Raw genomic sequence first — 19669 nt, 5'->3', positions numbered from 1 at the left:
GACAATAAACAACACCAGATAAGTCAACTGATGCCCCGAAATTATATTACAATTTTACAAACTAAAACTTTAATGCTGCATTTGCGGCATATGTTGTTGAGTCTGTTTGGTTTCCGAAAACTCCAGTATATGTCAGGTTCATTGAGAGACGCTCCAAATTAACCAGACCAATCTGTAATCTCATAAGCAAATATTCATCGTTGGAAGAAGCTCCAACAACATAGAATGGATACTCTGGAGCAAATGAAAGTTCACGGCGGGTATTGCGATCACCCCATTCCTTATTCCAGGCAGCATTTACCCGTGCATTCAGACTATATCTCTGGCTGAGAGAAAAAGAGGCGTTGGTCTGGATGCCCAGTGTTCCCGTAGTACTGGTTATGGACAATGACTGTCCGGAAAGGGCTGCGTCCAACAGGCCACTTTCCTGAAAACCATCAATTTCCGTCCGGGAATGACTCAAAGCCAGATACGGCTGGACGTCCATAATCCCCGCGTCGAATGTATAACCAGCTTTGGTAAAATACTGAGTGGTATACGCGTTATAATCAGCACTCAATGTACCCGTTAATGCATTTAAGTTTAACGATCGTTGCGTTTGGATTGAATGATATTGATACGCTGCACCACCGGCAACATTGAAGCCGTTCTGCTGCCACTGCAAGAATAAACCCGCCCCCCACGTGTTAATATCTGCGGAGCTGGCGCGGTCGGAAATCTTTAGCGAAGTATCTTGATAATCACCTACAATACCGGCGGATAGATGATCTGTAAAATCATAAGCAATACCAGCGTTGATACCGTAACCATTTGATTTGGTGCCCGCAATTGCTTCTGAACCGTTCGTTTTGGCATTCAAGCCTCTGGCAGACAGCCAAAACTGGGGGTGTTCTGAACGCGTTTCAGTTCCTCTAAAGCCATTCAAAGCGCGGTTAAATATCTCATCGCGAAAAGACCAATTGCTGTCAGATAATGCCGTTGTAATGCTTGAATGCACTTCGCCTGATAGAAGATCGAAGCTGCGCCTCGCATCATTTTCGGAACCACTGATGATTGAGCGATAGACCAGATTGTCTGGGTTAAGATAGTCGAGCGCGCCTGCCACCGCAGTTTGATTAGGCGTATTTGAAACGCTCTTAAAACGGATATCATTACGCGTCAGAATAACCGTATTTGAATCCACCGACGGTGTGACAAATACAAAATCGTGGCTTAACACCTCGCTGAACGCGGACCCGCTATATGTCGGAGCGTAAAAGATGCCGTATGTCTTGTTAATTTCATAAAGCAAATCATCGGCACGTTTTAAGTCGAGAGTGCCACCTTGGAGTTCCAGGTCTTCAGCAATCAATCGACCATAACCGAGGACGAGACTAATATGCGACGTATCATTGAGTACGATCTTTTGATCTGCCGTTAGCGTGGTTCTGCCTAAATTGACATTCCCTGCACTGACGAGAGAGCCGATAGATAGTTGCTGATTATCAAGCCGGGAAACATCCAAAGAGCCATTTTGATCAATGTGAATGTCTGAGGTTCCACCTGTGGACTGGCCAATAAAGCGTGCTGTTCCCCCTCCACTTATAAGGATCGAGGAACTCCCCGCTGATGATGTGCCTAAAAACTCAAGGTCGCCCGCATTGATGATAAAACTGCTTCCAGCGTTTGAATTGTTATCAAAACTTATGGAAGATTTCGCGTTGTTAAACAGACGTGCACTACCAGCGCTGCTCTCATCGCTAAATGCGATTGTGCCACTATTGTTTATATTCGCGCTGCCGGCTGTTGCTCTGCCATCTAAGCGAATAGTCCCCGTCTCATTGTTCACAATAGAGGATTGGCTTGCTGACGAATGATCGCTGAGAACAAGTGAACCACTATTGTTGAGATCGGCAAAATTCGTCGTAGACGATCCGTAGAAATTTAAATTGCCAGACTCATTATTGACGATAAGACCCTGACCAGCAGAGCTCTGGTCATAAAAATCAATCTGGCCATTATTTGTTATGTTGCGACGCCCCGCATCAGCGTTATCGCGAAACGCCATATCACCAGAAGAGTTATTGGTAATCAGAGAATTGTCTGCTGAAGACCTGCCATTAAAATTAACTGTTCCATTGTTCGTTATTACCGCGTCACCGGCTGAGGCCTCATCGGAAAACGTAATCAGCCCCGCCTCATTATTGGTTATTCGGGAATCTGCCGCCGAACTCTGTTGGTCAAACGATAATTTTGCATCCGTGTTAACAGTAATAAATGCGTTTGAGGCCGTTGACTGGTCCGAAAACCGCGTTTCGCCTCCAGAATTGTTGATAATAGTCGCCTCGCCGCCAGAACTTTGGTTGAGAAATGTGGTCTTATCAGCAACATTATTTGTAATTTCGAGCTGACCCGCTGTTTCCACATTTTTGAATACGAGATCACGGCCGTTTTGAACATCGCTCGAGAGCATTTGAAACCCCTTAATCCCTGGTTCACCGACGGGAGAAAGAGGAATATTGTCAGTTTCTAACAGCGCAAACGGTTCTGCGGCGGAAGCTGAATTTGTCAGGATGACAATCGAATTAAAACAGAAAACGCTAACGAGTAGCCGCTTAGCACATGCAGTATTCAAACGCTTTCGTTTTCCCGCTGGCATTAGACACAATCCCAAAAAGCAACTTCAATCTCAAGCTGAACGAACTATGAATCAGACTTCTGTTCAGATAGCGTTCAACATGGTTAATAGCTAACGAATTACTGCAATATTAGCAATTTGTTTACGTTTATTAACCAAGTTATATTTTGTCGAAGGAAGAGGCTTCGGGAAGTTACCTTCCCTGAATATCTCTGATAGCAGCCATTCCTCTTATGCCTTCGCGATCACCAGTGGCGGCCAGGGCCTCATAGATTACCCTCGCATCATCATAACGACGCAGTTTCAAATAGGCCGCGGCTTGAAGACCCATCAGATCCTTTCGAGGCGCTGCCAATTGAGCGCGTTGCTCTAGTATAAAGAGGACATCACGAAAGTTGCCAGCTTGATACGCAGCGACAGCCTTATCGGATAATATTGAAACGCGCAGTTCCTTCTGACGTTGAGGGTTTAATGGTGCCTTAGTGGCTGATACGGCGGCTTTTTCAACAAGACCTGCCCGCAGATAAGCCAGAGCCTGGCCATAGGCCGCGTCCGAACGGTGGGAAGCAGATCCTGTCATCAGGGCAGATTCAAAACTTCTTACAGCGTCGAGCGGACGATTGAGTTCCATCAGACACCAGCCATGGGAAACTGCATTTCCGCCAGTGGGCACAGGCCCCTCCAGCGCCTGAGCACAGGATCGTGCATTCCCTGATCCCGATGATCTCGGCTGCGCTGCACGATCCGCCGGGTTATCTGAATTACTGCTGACAGTTCGAGGAGCAGTCGCGTTGCTTGGTCTTAAACTCTGACCACGAGAAGAGCGGTTGCTATTCTGTCTGCTGCCGCCAACCTCCCGAATGCGGGCGGACTTGGAGTCCCAGTTCTCTTTTACTTGCCGCAACTGACTTTCGTCATCAATTGACAACAGCCCCAAAGCCAAACCGTAGGCTGCGGGCTCATTGGAAGTATCCCACGAAAGAGCAGTTTGAAACCATTGAACTGCGGTCAAATCCTGTTCCATAGCCCGCGCATACCAACCAAGTTGTTCTGCTGTCGTAATATTTTTTTCCGCAACCGTAGCATTTGCAATACGCGTCAATACTTGCGGACTAATAGTCTCTGGCATTCGGTTGGGTGGATCACTTGAGAGCAAGTTTGCGGCAGCATCAAAATAAACCAGCGTTGCATCGGGCGACTTATCACGCCACGGATACATCAAATCCTCTGCTGCCGAATAATCTTTGCGCGCATTTAAGACAAGCGCCATCCCTTGGGCAGATGTAGCCGTCGCTTGCTTTTTATTGGCCAAATCAAACCATTTTTCAGCCTTTGTCGGCTCATCACGACGCATATAATACCAACCGAGCATCTCTGCGTCAGCGCCCAGAGTTTCACTGTCCGGGACGTTTTCGAGTGCTGAAATGTTGGACTGATCTATCACCAGATCTTTATCGAGAGCAGCCAAACCCACGAAATGGCGCGCTATATCTTTCTCGAGTCCTGCAAATTCACGCTGTCCATCTGGTAAGCGTTTTTCCACCTCCAGAAGCTTTTGCATTTCATCATAAGACAAATTTGTCAGCGCCTTTTGTATCGTACCAGTACGAACATTGGGGTCAGGGCAATTATTTATAATGTAGAGATAACCATCAAGCGCACGATTACCTTTGTCAACTTTGGCAAAGGCTTCGGATAATCGCCAAAGAACGTCTACCTCATTGCAGGTGAGCATTTCTGGCGATCCAGCCGCGAGATTGATGACCATCTCATACTGAGCATTGTTCGATGCATTGATAAGACGTTCTCTATTCTCGCTTTGGTCGACAGCCTTCAAAAGATCGTCCGGCACAACCCAACCAGGTTCATTACTCTTTCTCAGAGCAATCGCTTTGCGCAGTGCGCTATATTCGCCCTTGGAATACAACTCCCAAAGTTCATCAAGTTTGTTGTCAGACACTTTTGCTGGTGCTGTAGGATCCTCTGGCGGAACCCAGTCAGGATGCAAGGACTTCAATCGGGCGATCTCGGCTTGCATTCGAACCTTATCGCCACGGGTTGCAAAATAACGCAGCGCGCTTTCATCAACTTCAGAGCTAGTCTCGCCCTGCGCAGTAGTTTGGTTTGCACGAATTGAAACTGGGGAAGGTGACGTTGCTTGATTGGCAGTGCCTAACTGTAAATCAGACATAGGATCATTGTTTTTAGAGAATAAATAATAACCGCCGACGGCAATCGACCCTAGCAAAACACTGATGAGAATATTTTTCATAGGCATCGCGGGTAAACTTCTTTGATATAAGCGAGTGAAAGAAGGTGTAGAGTTGACGGATAGTAATGCGTCGGTTGAAACTCTTTAAGTCCTGCCGATATTTTTTGTCCGGATTTAGCACATGAAACCAATTCGTTCAGAATCCTATAGCCCGGCTCACTTAACGAGGTTACGGTCGCATCTGTTTGAACATTGACCAAACGAACATCACCATTTTTTTGGGTCATCGCTGCGGTTAAGTCGACCGTAAGCTGATCAGCTCCATTGCTGGAACGTACGAGATAAAGTGGTATCCGAACATTATTGTAACTGAATTCTGGCGGAAATCCATTTGCAGGCATCGGCTTCTCCCCAAGACTAATCCAGTCGGAAGGGAGTTTAACAGACCCGAAACGGCTTCGCGACAGCAGTTTAAGGCCACTCAATTTTAGAGCATTCCATTTCGGAGAAGGCGCAACTTCGTTTAGCACCGGAAATGCTTCAAATACCCAATAAGAAAGATTGATAATCGGTCCATCTTTCCTGTCATCCTGTGAAAATCCCCGAATGGCGGGCAGAAGTATCGTTTCACCATTATAAACAACGATCTGCTTCGCCAACAATGTATTGGCGATGGTGTGGGCATAAGTAAGATATTCAGTATTTGGCCATTTCCTGCCAGCCAGGGTGAGCGCATAGGCTATCAGGATATCTCCGTCCGATGCATTGTTGGTATCAACAATATGCGGACGGACACCAGGATCCCATTTCCAAGCTGACAGACCGTCATTGCGTATCAGCAGCTCTGTTTTAGTGAATGTCCAGATGAGTTCAAAATCATCCTGTCGCCCAGCCAGAACAGCCAGAAGCAATCCATAACCCTGTCCTTCGCTGTGGCTTATGTTGCCATTCGCATCATCAATGATACGACCTTCGGGGCTGAGGAACTTTTCAGTGTAAAGTTTCCACTCGTTTGCAGTGATGGTCATAGGGGCTTTGGTAACCTCTTGGGCGTGAGAATTCCAAACAGGCATACCGAATAACAATATTACCGCCAACGTAGGCGCAATGCGCTTCCATTGGCTAACAATCATCGAAAAGCGACTACGATTATTCATCATCACGTCTCCCCGAACGTGAAACCAAAGCAGACGTTGTCAGACCGAGTGCCACAAAAACCGCTATCATTAATAAGACATAGGATAATGCGTTGCTTGATAGCCAGTTGGTGGCGATGAGGCGCCAGTTCGATATTGAAAAAGGCTGCGTGGGAATGAAAGAAAGATTCTGAACCGGCATGGTTTCAACGGCAGTATTCACCCTATTATAGGCTGTAATTCTGCCTTGACTTTCGTTCCAGTTTTCTTGTTGCGTAAGCGTCTGTGCAGCAGTTCTTAGCATGGCGCTATCTGGCGCGGTAAAGATTGTCCATGCTCCATTTGAAGACGGGCTTGGACCTTGTGCCATAACGGCCGAAATTTCTCTCGACGGCGTATATTGCGTTGTTTCTCCGGGAAAAAGGCGCAGCTCGTTCGAAATATTAAACGTTGTGCGCAAGCTGGAATACATATTCTGTAGCTTACTCACCCAATTAGATTGATGCAGTTGCTGCCAATCTTTGAGAGTCATATTCTTATTGTCCGGCAACAAAACCTCTGAATCGTCATCGCTCCAAGAGTTTTTTGCATCGGGATTAAGTCCGACGCTTGATAATACCGTGTCAGGCAAATTATTGATATTACCAATAAAAAGTGCGTTGTTTGATAGAAGACGATCATCCGTTACGCTTGTGGTAATATCAAACGGCCTACCTGCCGCGCTGGCAAGATTGCCCAGAATTGTTGCGGACGCCGCCATGACATTAAAATCGTTAAAGTTTGCCACTAATGGAAGCGTCTCACGTGAGTAGCTATAAGGATAAGCCATTCCAGCCATTGCAGCGAGATTTGGGGTCTGACCGATCCGGGCGAATGTCGGGACGCTAAATGTCGACGAATCAAAAAGTGCAAAGCGTGGTGAACTCTGTGAGGTCGTCACACCAGGCGCGCATACATTATCCTGATTGGTCAAGAGAGCCGCTTCCACGACGACTGTATTTACGCCGGGCCGGAAATTGCGCATTGAGATATTGATTGGCAGTTGGCGCATAACACCACCACCAGTGTTCGTAATCGGTATTGTCGTCGCTATATTATCATTGACGTAAATATCAATTCTGCTGCCCGGCAACACTTCAGATGAGTATGCTGCATCCATATAAATGGTAGCACTCCCATAGGCGTTTGCGTAGAAATCGGCAGGAATGCCAAAAATGAACGCGTTACTGAATCTGCGCCCATCAAATTGTTGCGTGGGTATTCCAAGCTCGGAAAATGTCAGCGTCGTTTTATTTCTGACCATTGGCGCTTCAGGCAAATGCCAGTTCTGCGTGTTCAATTCAGTTCTTAACACATCAGCCGGATGATCTGTTAACTCCGCAATCCGGTCTATGCTCTGCTTTACCCTCTGCCAGTTGTTGCCAGCAATCAATAGAACTCTGCGGCCGGAGGGATCGGTAAAAAACTCAACAGTTTCCGGCGCCTTAGTGTCAAAATCAAAGCTCAAAGTCTGCGATGAAGTTTTGAGCTCTTCGTAGGTACCCAACAAAACTGTTAATTCGCCAGAACGATGAAGATTCGCATCCTGAACGTCTGAGAAAAGAAATTTTTCTACCGAAAAACTCTGATTAGGCATTCCCCCCAGTATAGCTAAGGCTTGGGAGAGCCGCATGAGGCTATTGCCATTCTCGCTATTATTTGAACCTGGAGCGACAATGGTAAAATGTGTCTCACCTTTGGAATTGACGCCAATGGTCGAAATATGGTCGTTAATGTCGCGCAAGCTGCCAGAAACGTTGTCAGCTTCAGCACTCAGGTCGAACGTGAGAAATGTCCGAGCGGCATCTATATTGGTCCAAAGCTCGTATGTTGATTGAATCGAACAATCGGTGCGATGCCTTTGATGCGCGCTTAAGGTAATCGTATTGTTGCCGGGTCTGAGTAATTTGGCCGGAACGGGAATATTTACATCAGCCATTTGATTGGATGATCGAATGGCCTGTCTTAATATCTCGGTATTATTGAGCGTTACCGTGAAAAATGAGGTCTCTGGTGCGACCAGGATTGCGTTTTGATAACCAATATTGAGTGTTGCTGTCGTGCTGGCTTCAGCATCAGAAAGCGATATATTCCAGCTACGCCGGAATTGCTCGCCACGCACGGAGAGTTGGTTTGTTGGTATTAAAAATCGTTGCCACTTACGCGAATTTATCACAGGCGACGGCGTTAAAGGAGGCACGACAGCCGGTTGTTGGATGACGGGCGCGCGCTCCTGAGCACCTTCCGGTGTCATATTAAAAGGCGTCTGTGCATATGAACAGGTTGTGGCAAGCGATATCACAGCTCCACTCAAAATTGCAGCCACCAATTTGGGTGTACCAAAGAACATCTTTGTATGAGGCAGCAAGACCGTCATGCCTTTCCTACCTTCTTCGCCTGCGCCTTGGACCTGGTATTTTTTGAATACTGATTTAGCCCCAGGAAATAGGCAAGCCCTCTTCCCGTTTGGTAAAGTGAAAGACTAAGAAACCATAGAGTTGCGCGCAACACGCCCGGATTGGTTCGCCGTTCTTGTTGTATTTCTTTCCAGCGTTCTGAATTTGCGAAAATCAGGTCGGCAACCAATCTGTGATGATCAGCGGTAGTGGGCTTATAAAGGCAGCCCACAGACAAAAGGTCTCCCTCGAGTTTTACATTTCTGACTTCAATCGGGAGTTCGTCGCTGTCCATAGTGGCAAGTGTCTGGAAACGGGCAGACGTGCGTTGTCCAACGCTGAGCGCGTTTGCATCGGTCGCATACACAGTCAAATGCATTCCGTTCACAGAGACATCATCAATTGTCGCTGTGTGCCACTCTTCATTGATCAGGACGGAACTTCGCCGTGTCACCTTTACGCGCACGGTAGATGACCACTCACCCCGCTCTGAAACAACGCCCAATGCACATCCGGCCATGATCAAGTTAAGTAGCGTCCATCCGCCCACAACAATCAAAACATCGGCCTTGTACGGTTCTGTGTATACGCGATATACCGCGTAGAGCAACGCGATCACCAAAACGATGAATATTATAAAAAATGGTCGTGATATTTCGGACAGTCGGCTGACGGTTATGGATTCATCTTTCGCCGTCACATTAAATGTAGGCTTTTTGGGATTGAGCAGAACCGATATGATAGCAGGAAACAGATGTACGGACTGCACATATTCATAAAGCTCAGAGATCCACGGCCAACGATAATTTCCATATAGATAGTTTTGAAGCAACAAATTGATAAATAGATAGATCAACGTGTAGGCAAGAAATTCGCCTCCTGAGGCAACAAAAATCTGGAGATCAAAAAACAGATAAAACAGTGGGGCAACAAGAAATGTCATTCGAGCAAATGGGAAGAGCCAGAAGAGCGTCGATGACATATAACAAAGCCGCTGAGGTAATGCTAATCCAGGCAGAAATGGCGGGAAGCGGTATCGAAGAATTTGCATCATTCCTTGGGCCCAACGGCTTCTCTGCCCGATAAAGCTCGCGAAAGTTGCTGGTTGCAGGCCAGCGATCAGTGGACGATCAATATAGACACTTTCCCAGCCCTGAGCATGCAAGTTAACCGCAGTTTCACAATCCTCGGTGATGCTAACACCGCTAAATCCATCAGTTGTGGACAGTGCTTCACGGCTTAACAGCGCAGCAGAGCCACAGAAAAACGCCGCATTCCACTTATCGAGGCCACGTTGAATCATGCCATAAAACATCTCGTTTTCACTTGGCATCTGATTAAATGTACGAAGATTTCGCTCAACCGGATCGGGATTGATGAAAAAATGCGGAGTCTGTACGAGAAACAATTTACGGTTTTGTACAAAGTAACCCACGGTTTGCGTCAAGAAATTTCGAGCTGGTGCATGATCCGCATCAAAAACGGCTATGAGTTCGCCTTTTGAGTGCGCAAGACCATTATTCAGGTTACCCGCTTTTGCATGTTCGTTTCGTGCGCGTGTCAAATAATTAATACCGAAGTCGGCACATAGCGCTTTCAGTGTTGCCCGACGTTCTGTGGCGCGACGGCTCGCCAACAGATCCGATGACCCGCATTTTTGATCAGTGCCACCATCATCCAGCAGCCAGATTGTGAGCTTGTCCGCTGGGTATTCCATATTGACGGCCGCAGCAATCGTGTTGGCCAGGAGATTTGCATCTTCGTTGTAAGAAGGAATGAACACATCAACTGATGGCATGTCATCTTCAACCAGATCAACACTGTCCGGCGATTTACGGGGAAGTGAAACCACAAATACGGAGAGTGCCAGCATCATCACACTGTACAGTTCCGCCATATAGAGTAAAATTCCTGGTATAAAATTCTGTAACTGGCTTACGGGAGGAATAGTTTGTGTCGTTCTCCAATAAACGTATCGCAGCACCACCGCACTGCAAAGGCCAACGACAACAAGTCGCCATGGTCCGCCAATCCTGAAATGCTTCAGGACTGCGACAAGAACGAGAACACTAATTCCAAGAGAAAGCTGCGTTGCCAGATTTATAGGAATAAAGCAAAAAAACAGTACGCCGACGGCTGAAAGAATCCAACAAATTACAATTCCCAAATTCGGCATAGCGTATTCTTTCCTCGACCCATTATGCGAATAATTCAGATACGTTAATTGCAGAAGTTATTAGCGTCGCTTTCTCCCCCGTTTGATTTCTGAGGCTTAATTATCGAACAAGGAGACGGAACTTGAATGGAGTCATTCTTCACTGCTCCACCATCCGTTAACAGCCCTCTTGAAACGCCAGAGTTCTGACCTGCCAATGGCGGAGGCGGGACAATAACCGTATTTGAATTGGTAACTTTAACGGGAGCTGGCACTGCGCTCTGTGGCGCCACACTCTGCGGGCTTGTACTGCGCGACGAAGATGGGTCTCGCGGGCGGTTTTCCTGCTGTTTATTATGCACAGCATTTTCGAAAGTTGTCTCGTTTTTATTTAATCGACTGCTGTTTAAATCTGATGCTGGAAACGGCCCGGCAAGTTCAGTTTTTACAGCCGGCGGGAACACCGGATTACCGGGTCGGCCAAGATTGGGCGACGGAGAAGCGGGCTCGCCATATGGATTCCACGAGTTGGCCTGGTTTGTCGTATTGATTGTGAAGCCGTACATCGCCGACAATAGCTTATCTACATCTGCACCAGTTTCGCAAAGGCGTAAGCGCAAATTGATACGCCCTCTGTTTTGGAAAAAATTTTGATTATGATCAGGCGATTGAATTTGTTGCCACGCATATATGCAATTGTCGCCCCCGGGAGCCTTACCGGTTGCATAGCTGAAAGAGCCATAATTATTTTGAACATAGAATGGAGAGCGCGACATTGCGATTCCCGCCATCTCAGTGCGCAATTCTCGTGCAATCCTGCCATCAGTAATCGCAGCATATGAAATGGTGTTTTCCGTGCGCGCGTCTGTCGGACCCAAAAACTGAACGTAGAAGTAGTTTTCGCCCGCCAGCCTGGAGTTCGTACTCAGGGTAATTTTTTGCGTAACGCCATTACGTGCCCGATCTTCGACAACACCAACAACGGAATAATTTGCAGGGAGAACGAACGCATCCTCCGGTGTAACGACCCGTTTGCCGTTGCTAATGCTAGCCGTTCCCGTTGAAGTGCATGAAGCGAGCAACGGGGCCATTAAAGCAAGAATGCAAACATGCCAATTATTCAAAACAACGAGTCCCACCCTCATAAAATATGATGACATAATCAGCAATTCGTTATTCATTATTTAGTAATTTTTAATCTTAGTGTATAGAGAGAATTCGAGAAATTAACGTGATTTGTTTCATTCTGATTTGTTTCCGGCTGCCTACCGTAATTTGTCGGGGGGATTCTGACTTGAGCAGTAAAATATTTGAGGCTTTCCTTATACTTAATCAACATATTACAGCCCGTGCAAAGCGTCTGATTATTATCGACAGTTGCGGCATAGACCCCCGCCTAACCCCCGCCTCAGGGAAAGACGACCGTTTTCTCAAAGTCCTTTGCTGCACTGAACCTCAAGTTTAGACAGCGGGGAATCAGAATTTTCCGGCTTTCGTCCCAATGGCTGGCTGATAACGCCATCAGGACTATGCAAGGCAATCGGTGCGTTATATCGGATGCCGAATAGGGAAAATTCTTTTTATAGTGTAGACGCCGATTCTTCAAAGTTTCGCGCGCATCTTCGAGCGTTAAGAACCAGTGTGCGTTCACATATTCTGTATGAGGCTTGCTGTTGAAGGCCTTAATGAGCCCGTTATCCGTCGACTTACCCGAACCAGAGAAATTCAGCGTGACTTTGTTGGCATAAGCTCACAGATCCAAAGCGTCGCCTGATAAACTGATACAGCAAATGCGGATAGCGTTGAGTTTCACAGCAGCCAGAAAGTTGGCTGGTTTCTTGTTGTAACGTATGGTGATGCCACGATAGTACTTGATGCGGTTAAAGAAGCGCTCGACTAGGTTTTCTGGCGCTATACCCAGGGTGAGAACGCGAAAACATCATCACGATTGGATTTGGGAGGATTATTGGTCCAGATTTTCCGTTCCGCTGCGGTCTTCCTGATCGCATCAGTATCGTATGCTTTGTCCGCAAGCAGCCTCCCACCTTCTGAAACACTCGCCACAGGATCTTCAGTCAGCGAGCAATCAGCAACCTGACCAGCCGTCAGGCAAAGATTGATTGGACGGCCTTCTGCATCAACGATTGCGCTGATTTTGCTTGTGAGTCCACTCCGGGAACGTCCCATGCAACCATCGCCGGTATTCCCTTTTTACTTGTAGATCCGTATTGGTGCACACGAACACAGGTTCTGTCGATCATCACGATATCGGCATCATACACCCACACACGGCCCCCAGCAGTCGATCCCAGACATCAGGACGTCGCCCACGAACGAACCAGTTGTAACAGGTCGTTTGAACACCATCGCGTTCAGGGATTTCGGACCATGATGAACCCTGTACGGAAGCGCCACAGAGTGACATTGAGCATCATGCGATCATCAATACGTGGTACGCTACAAGGTGCGCACGACAACGGCGGCGCAATAATCGACCATTCTCGTAGAAGTGGAGCCAGAGCACTTAAGAGCGCTGGCTCCAAATAATCAGAAGGAATGCTTTAGCGTAAGCTTGAAATTACGGGGCGAACCCATGAAGAAGCCATAGCCTGCGCTCGTATTCAGGGCTGAATAATAATTCTTATCGAAAAGATTATTGACATTGAGTTGGAGGGCTGTCTGTTCGTTGAAGTCATACTTTGCCATCACATCAGCTACCGCATAAGCCGGCTGCTCGACATTGAATGCACCACTTTCATAGTAGAGCTTACTTTGCGCCCTTAAACCGCCGCCAATAGTCAGATGCTCATCCGGGAATGTGTAAGTTGTAAACAGCTTGAAAACGTGTTCCGGATATTGATAAGTAGCAAATTTTTCCCCTGCAGAAGCACCTTCAGTATACTTGGAAACAGCATAGGTATACCCGCCTGTCATACGCCAACGATCTGTGATGAAGCCGCTCAGTTCGAGTTCAATGCCGCGCGTCCGAACACCATCCACACCTTCGTAGCAAGCGAGAATTGTCGGATTACAGTATGAAACGTCTGAGAGGCGAGAGGCGACGTTATCTCGCATTACCTGGAAAACCGCGAGTGTTCCATTGAGCCTCTGATCGAAAAACTCGCCTTTGAAACCAGCCTCGATATTTGTGCCAGTGATCGGATTAAGCAGATCGCCGCCACGGCCGAAATTATATTGTGGCTGGAAGATGCTGGTATAACTCGCATAAGCGGAGAGAGTATCGTTGATATCATAAACTACACCGGCATAAGGCGTGAATATCCCATTCTCTCGAATCTGGTTTGGCGTAACTTTTGCAGTCGAAAGTATAGTGGTTGTGGCATCGTAGTCGTACCAGGAGAACCTGGCTCCGGCGATCAGCTTAAGGGAATCGGTGATTGCAAAGCGACCGGCTGCATAAGCACCAATTTGCTCAGTCTTATAGTGAAGCTGGCTGAAGGGCTTGAAATCTGAATAGTCGAATACCGATGATGAACTCCAGTTCAATGGGTCGTTAATCAGGGTTGTTGGGCCAAGCGAGTTTAGAATCGTTAGATTGGTGCGGTTAGCATTGACGCCAAGGACGAGATCATGCTCACGGCCGAATGCTTCTAGCGAACCATTAAGGTTGGCATCGAATGCGTAGACGTCGTTATCATAGTTGAAAAGGCGGTCATACAGATAAAGATTGGAACCAGTGTAGCTCGAAAAGGATGCGGCCATTTCCGACTTAGACCAAGATGCGCGGCCAGTAACGTTCAGTTTCCAGTCATTGTCAAAACGATGCTCCAATTCAACAAATGCGGTGTGCTGTGAGCGATCAACATACTGCCAGTCATTGCCAATAAAATCTGACGGTGAAAAATCATAGAATGAGCCATCAGTTTTAACCGGTAATCCACCCCAATCGTAGCCATCAATCTTCTGCTTCTGGTAACTATATCCAAGGTTGACGGTCGTATTCTCTCTCACATCCGCTTCGAGCGTGCTGTAAAAGATGCCATCCTTGTTAAAAGAGTCATCTTTATAGGTTTGACCAGAACCATAGGAACTCACTATGCGGCCCCGCACAGTTCCTTCAGTGTTGAGCGGAGTAGAATGGTCCAAAACCGCTTTGATGCTCCCCCACGACGAAGCCCTTGTGGTGATTGTGGTTTTCTTCTCATCAAGAGGTCTCTTGCGCATCAAATTTATTGCACCGGATGGATTACCAGCGCCCGTGACAAGGCCCGATGCACCGCGCAGCACTTCAACACGATCATACATGTCCATATCATCGGCGCCATCACTGTCACGTGCATAATATTGCACAGGATTAGCTACGCCATCATACTGCATGTTGTCGATGATTAACCCGCGCGACCAATATTGATAACGTGCATCACCAAAGTTCTGATTAGCAATAAGGCCCGGGGTATCCGCAACCGCCTGATCAAGCGTTTCATAAGACTTGTCTTCAATTTTTTGGCGAGTCACCACTGTAACGGTCTGAGGCGTTTCCTTGACGGAAAGCGGTAGCTTCACACCGGTCGACATTGCGCCTGTCGTGTAGGAGCCAGTACCTTCTGTTGTACTGCCAAGGCCACTGATGGTTATGGTATCAAGTACTGTGGAGTTTTCGACGTTTTTCACATGGTCCGTCGTCAAGCCCGAGACAAGAGAAACTGAAGTTGCTCCGGTGAAGCGATAGGAAACGCCCGTCCCTTGTAACAATATACCGATTGCCTGTTCACGCGAATAAGTGCCCTTAACGCCGGAACTGCGAAGTCCCTTCAATCGGTCAGCGTCATAGAAAACTTGGAGCCCCGCACGATCTGCAAGAGCGAGAACGGCTGTATTGAGACTTTGTGCGGGAATGCTGAGAGTAATTTTCGACGCATCTGCTACTGCGCCAGCGGTCTTCTGCTGCGCTAAAGCCGACGATGCTGAGATTGCTAGCCCAGCGACGATAGTCAGCGCACTTGCGGAAGCCACGAGCCAGATTGGCGTGGTACGCTTGCTTTCCGAGCGATTGCCACCTGATTGCATCCCCATTGCGAAAACCTTTCATCCTATTCGATTGCATTGGCAAAATATCTCTTCCGCCAGTTCGCAAATAAGACGAATTCAGTCATGTTTCCCGGTAACGATTTTCCCAGTTTTTTAAAAAATATGGTAAGTTATTGGAATATATTGTATATTTTATCACCATAAGGACGAAATTTAATAAAGCACCGTGACCAGATGAGGAACAGATGTCGAGCGCAAGCCGAGTTCGCTGGAGATGGTGGAGAGCGCATTATCAAGATCATTGATCTGGAACACGCCGCTGACCCTGCGGTTCGCAAGTGTAGAGTCGGAGATGACAATGCGACCGCGGCGATAGCGGTTGAGTTCCGCTACAACCTCAGCAAGCGTCACCTGATCAAAGACCAGACGGCCGCGGCGCCAAGCTGTGGCTTGCTCAACATTCTGGAGGCTCACCTGGCCGAGGCCCGTAGCCCGAGAATAGCGCACGGATTGTCCAGGAGATAAAACGACTTGTTTCATGTCGCCTGCTGCGTCGGAAAGCTCAACCCGGACTTCATGCTCGGCAACCGTAACCTCAACGGTATCCGATAGACGCTCCATCGCAAACTGGGTGCCGAGCGCCGTCGCCGTACCATTGACGCCTTCAACGACGAAGGGACGCTTTTCACCTGATCCCATGGGAGCAACGGTAAAATACGCCGCGCCCTTGATCAGCGTGACACGCCGTTCCTGATCACTAAAATGCAATGCGATTGCGCTGTTGGTGGAAAGCTCTACAACGCTTCCATCGGAGAGTTTCACAGTACTCTGCTCGCCCGGCGTCGTGTAGTAATCCGAAGCAATGAGCGTGACGGGGTTCCCATACCAAAAGCTCACGGCAGTAGCAGCAACGATCAGACAGATGGCCGCCATCACAGATCGCTGCCAGAAGTCAGAGCGCTGTTTTACGATCGGTGCACGTACAGGTTGACACGGTCGCTTTTGCTGTCTGGAAGGCGCTCTATCAGCATCCAAGAGGTCGGGAGTTTGACGAAGCCCGGCTAAATCGCTCCAGGTCTGCCGGGCAAACTCCAAAGCTTTCACATGAGACTCACTTCTTGAGCACCAGACTTCAAATGACTTGTGCTCGTGCGGCGACATCGGTTTTCCACCCAAACGGATAACCCATTCAGCGGCTTCAGCCTCTATTTGTTCTTTGTCGTCTTTTTGTCCCACACTACGGTCCATGTCATTTGTGCTAACTGCCCAGACCCATTTGTGAATATGACGCTCGAGCACCCCATATCCAGTAAAGCCGTGACGATTTCTTGTTATTGTGGCCTAAGTCGCTGCGTAACGTGCAGCAGCGCCTTGGCAAGATGTTTTTGCACGGAGCTTTCCGAAATTCCAAGCCGAGCAGCCGTCTCAGCATAGCTCAAACCTTCAATTCGGCTGAGCACAAAGATTTGACGAGTTCGCCCCGGCAATTCAGCGACAGCAGTCTGCAAGCGGTCGAGCTTTTGCCGGGCGTCGATCGCCTCTTCTTGTGTTGGGCGATCGTCGGCAATCTCCGCCATCTCGTCATGGGTAGAAGTATCTGTCTTTCGACGCGCTTTCTGCCGCACATGGTCAACAGCCAGATTATGCGCCGTACGATAAAGATAGGAGCGAGCGTGCACAACTTTTGTGCCGTCCACGGAGTTTTGTTCTGCATAGCGTAAGAACGCTTCTTGCGTCAGGTCCGCAGCAGTGTCCGAGTCTTTTAACTTTTGTGTGAGATAGGCTTTCAGTTCCCGCTGGTGTGCAAGGAACAGCCCCTTCAACGTCTTACCTGCCACTTTTTTTGGTAAACACTCTCAGTTTATCAAATTCATGAGCAAAACTATCCGGATTTATACGATTCCGCAATCTGGCAGTATACAGACCATCGCAAATCCCCTAACCAACCATTGCCCGTTTCGGTTCGCTAATCATTAAAAGATAGTGCGATCTATTTGAATCGAAGCGACTATCTCACACTTAGTGCAATACGATTGGCCGGTTTTACGGCTATCAGAATTCGAGCACAGCGTCTGGTTTAGAGCGCAAAGCGGGTCTTGTTCAGCCATACGAAATCTGCGCCCGACATCTAATAGCAACTTCTGTCGGGACTTCGCGATTTAGCAATGTTCTCTTCCATGGAACGCTCAGCGGTATTTCGTCTACAGCCGGCACGGTGTTTTCCTGCTCACTCAGCGAAACAACTAATAGGGCGTATCTGCTGGCGGTTTGATGCTTCTAATTCGAAGTCTAAATCGGCCCTCGCTAGCGGCGCGCGCAGTGCAAAGTGTCTGATTTCCGGCATAACTCTCAGAGTTTTCCTTATGTTTAAGCCAGACTTTGCTCTCAATCCATTATACGCCGTCGTATTTGTGGTCCATTAAAATCTGATATTTCAGATATTGAAGTATCAGATATGTTCTGTTAATGATGCCTGACAGACGAATTTGGAGAAGAGAAGAACTTTGGATCAGCATGCTTCACCCTTTAAGCCGATAAAGCTGAAAAACCTTCGGGATCATGTTCATGATGATCTTCGTGAAGCGATTATTTCAGGGCGATTGAAGTCGGGGGACAGGTTGAATGAGCGCCAGCTGGCGCTGGATCTTGGGATCAGTACCAGTCCGCTTAAAGAAGCTCTGCGCCAGCTAGAGGGTGAGGGATTGGTGCGGACTGAATCGCGTCGCGGTACTTTTGTTTGCTTCAACGCGCGTCAGGCTGAAGAAATGACACTGGCGCGCGCGGCGCTTGAAAGCATCATCGCACGGCAGGCAGCAAAACACGGAAGCGAGGAGGCTTTCATCATGTTGCGTGCGGTGATTGAAGAAATGCGTCTTGCTGTAGAATCTGGCGATGTGGATGCTCTTATTGAGCTCAATGAGAAGTTTCACGATGGCATCCATGATGCGTCGGGATGTGAATATCTGCGGCGCTTACAGAATGCGCAGCGGATGTATGATCACGCAGCCCGAGTAACGGTGTTGTCGCGGGAGGATGTTCGTCGGCAGTCATTTCAGGAGCATGAGTCAATCATGAACGCGATTGCTGCAAGAGATGGAGATTTGGCTGAGCGACTGATGCGTGAGCATATCGTGAAGGCGGGGGATACGCATATCGAACTGGTCTTCTGACCAGTACCTGGGAGGGAATTATGAATTTGACGGAATACCGTGGGGTGCTGCGAGGCATCTCAGGCGTACACGCGACTGCATATAACAGCGACGGCGATATTGATGCGGTTCTGACAACAAAAATCGTTGAGCGTATCGCCAGTGCCGGTGTGCATAATATTGTTACCGGCGGCAATACTGGCGAATTCTATAGTATGACCATTGATGAGGTCATTCGCTTGCAGGCGATTGCCATTAAAGCAGTGGATGGCAAGGCAGCCGTAACTGCCGCCGCCGGACGCTCGGTGCGTGATGCAATCCGACTTTGTAAAGCTGCGAGTACAGAGGGTGCTGTGGGTGTGATGATCCATCATCCGCTTGATCCTTTTGCCGCACCTCATGCGCAGGTCGATTATTTCATTGAGATTGCTGAATCCACAGATCTCCCGATCGTGGCCTATATCCGTTCAGATCTTATACCGCTTAATGAAATGGTGCGTCTTGCGACGCACCCTGGAGTAGCAGGCGTCAAATTTGCGTCGCCCAATGCAATGCTTTTCTTCGAATGTTGCCGGGCGACCAAAGGCACCGATGCGACATGGATTTGCGGCCTCGCGGAAAGCTGGGCCCTGCCATTTTACGCGCTTGGAGGGCGTGGCTTTACGTCAGGGCTGGTCAATGTTGCACCAAAACGTTCGCTTGCTGTGTGGAATGCGCTGGAGAAGGGCGATTACCAGCGTGCAAGAGCGATTGTCGAAAGTATCGCTGATTTTGAAACGATGCGGACCAAATATCGCAATGGTTCCAATGTCACTGTTGTGAAGGAAGCTTTGCAGATTCAAGGACTTGCGGTTGGGGATGTTCGGTTGCCCGGTTTGCCGAAGCTTGATGCGGAAGATCGTAAGTCACTCGAAAAGATTATTGCCGGATGGGAGACTGACGCTCTTGTCTGAAAAATAGAAAACCGGCCCGCTGC

12 protein-coding genes and 1 pseudogene are annotated in these 19669 nt (G+C 48.1%); 2 read left to right on the top strand and 11 right to left on the bottom strand.

From position 1 onward, the window contains the following. Positions 1-61 precede the first annotated feature (61 nt). From ACOZHT_RS16710 to ACOZHT_RS16660, 11 genes and pseudogenes are all read right to left on the bottom strand, one after another. A complete protein-coding gene (locus ACOZHT_RS16710) occupies positions 62-2638 on the bottom strand; it encodes an autotransporter outer membrane beta-barrel domain-containing protein (protein WP_421566069.1) in 2577 nt (858 codons plus the stop codon). A 172-nt stretch (positions 2639-2810) separates the two neighbouring features. Further along, complete coding sequence (locus ACOZHT_RS16705) at positions 2811-4889, bottom strand: tetratricopeptide repeat protein (RefSeq protein ID WP_421566068.1); 2079 nt, start codon at positions 4887-4889, stop codon at positions 2811-2813. Then, positions 4886-5989 (bottom strand): glycosyl hydrolase family 8, encoded by a 1104-nt coding sequence (locus tag ACOZHT_RS16700; protein ID WP_421566067.1) that lies wholly within the window; start codon positions 5987-5989, stop codon positions 4886-4888. Before ACOZHT_RS16700 ends, ACOZHT_RS16705 begins: the two co-directional genes overlap by 4 nt. Continuing rightward, complete coding sequence (locus ACOZHT_RS16695; protein WP_421566066.1) at positions 5979-8381, bottom strand: cellulose biosynthesis cyclic di-GMP-binding regulatory protein BcsB; 2403 nt, start codon at positions 8379-8381, stop codon at positions 5979-5981. Before ACOZHT_RS16695 ends, ACOZHT_RS16700 begins: the two co-directional genes overlap by 11 nt. Beyond that, on the bottom strand, positions 8378-10576 hold the full coding sequence (bcsA, locus tag ACOZHT_RS16690) for a UDP-forming cellulose synthase catalytic subunit (protein ID WP_421566065.1): 2199 nt from the start codon (positions 10574-10576) through the stop codon (positions 8378-8380). The genes ACOZHT_RS16695 and bcsA overlap by 4 nt, the downstream gene beginning before the upstream one ends. 44 nt (positions 10577-10620) lie before the next feature. Beyond that, entirely contained in the window at positions 10621-11736 is a 1116-nt protein-coding gene (bcsN, locus tag ACOZHT_RS16685; protein ID WP_421566064.1) for a cellulose biosynthesis protein BcsN, read from the bottom strand. A gap of 227 nt (positions 11737-11963) precedes the next feature. Further along, positions 11964-12284, bottom strand: a complete 321-nt coding sequence (locus ACOZHT_RS16680) for an integrase core domain-containing protein (protein WP_421566169.1) — start codon at positions 12282-12284, stop codon at positions 11964-11966. A gap of 21 nt (positions 12285-12305) precedes the next feature. Beyond that, a pseudogene (locus ACOZHT_RS16675) lies at positions 12306-13074 on the bottom strand (IS5 family transposase). Between the two features lie 28 nt (positions 13075-13102). Continuing rightward, positions 13103-15589 carry a TonB-dependent siderophore receptor gene (locus ACOZHT_RS16670; RefSeq protein ID WP_421566063.1) on the bottom strand — a complete coding sequence of 829 codons (2487 nt, stop codon included), beginning with the start codon at positions 15587-15589 and terminating at the stop codon, positions 13103-13105. A gap of 168 nt (positions 15590-15757) precedes the next feature. After that, entirely contained in the window at positions 15758-16792 is a 1035-nt protein-coding gene (locus ACOZHT_RS16665; RefSeq protein ID WP_421566062.1) for a FecR family protein, read from the bottom strand. An 83-nt stretch (positions 16793-16875) separates the two neighbouring features. Beyond that, positions 16876-17382 (bottom strand): RNA polymerase sigma factor, encoded by a 507-nt coding sequence (locus tag ACOZHT_RS16660; protein WP_421566061.1) that lies wholly within the window; start codon positions 17380-17382, stop codon positions 16876-16878. 666 nt (positions 17383-18048) lie between these two features. On the opposite strand from ACOZHT_RS16660, the gene ACOZHT_RS16655 reads away from it, so the two are divergent. Together ACOZHT_RS16655 and ACOZHT_RS16650 are read left to right on the top strand one after the other, a co-directional pair. Next, on the top strand, positions 18049-18714 hold the full coding sequence (locus ACOZHT_RS16655) for a GntR family transcriptional regulator (protein ID WP_310014637.1): 666 nt from the start codon (positions 18049-18051) through the stop codon (positions 18712-18714). Between the two features lie 20 nt (positions 18715-18734). Then, positions 18735-19646 carry a dihydrodipicolinate synthase family protein gene (locus tag ACOZHT_RS16650; protein WP_339511017.1) on the top strand — a complete coding sequence of 304 codons (912 nt, stop codon included), beginning with the start codon at positions 18735-18737 and terminating at the stop codon, positions 19644-19646. Positions 19647-19669: the final 23 nt, after the last annotated feature.

The sequence above is a fragment of the Ochrobactrum sp. EDr1-4 genome (assembly GCF_049199085.1).
Lineage (GTDB): Bacteria > Pseudomonadota > Alphaproteobacteria > Rhizobiales > Rhizobiaceae > Brucella.
This window is presented reverse-complemented; position numbering and strand designations above follow the sequence as displayed.

Coding starts and splice junctions, on each gene's coding strand:
- bcsA (WP_421566065.1), bottom strand. CDS start 10,576: ATGCCGAATTTGGGAATTGTAATTTGTTGGATTCTTTCAGCCGTCGGC.
- ACOZHT_RS16670 (WP_421566063.1), bottom strand. CDS start 15,589: ATGGGGATGCAATCAGGTGGCAATCGCTCGGAAAGCAAGCGTACCACG.
- ACOZHT_RS16705 (WP_421566068.1), bottom strand. CDS start 4,889: ATGAAAAATATTCTCATCAGTGTTTTGCTAGGGTCGATTGCCGTCGGC.
- ACOZHT_RS16665 (WP_421566062.1), bottom strand. CDS start 16,792: ATGGACCGTAGTGTGGGACAAAAAGACGACAAAGAACAAATAGAGGCT.
- ACOZHT_RS16710 (WP_421566069.1), bottom strand. CDS start 2,638: ATGCCAGCGGGAAAACGAAAGCGTTTGAATACTGCATGTGCTAAGCGG.
- ACOZHT_RS16700 (WP_421566067.1), bottom strand. CDS start 5,989: ATGATGAATAATCGTAGTCGCTTTTCGATGATTGTTAGCCAATGGAAG.
- ACOZHT_RS16695 (WP_421566066.1), bottom strand. CDS start 8,381: ATGACGGTCTTGCTGCCTCATACAAAGATGTTCTTTGGTACACCCAAA.
- ACOZHT_RS16650 (WP_339511017.1), top strand. CDS start 18,735: ATGAATTTGACGGAATACCGTGGGGTGCTGCGAGGCATCTCAGGCGTA.
- bcsN (WP_421566064.1), bottom strand. CDS start 11,736: ATGAATAACGAATTGCTGATTATGTCATCATATTTTATGAGGGTGGGA.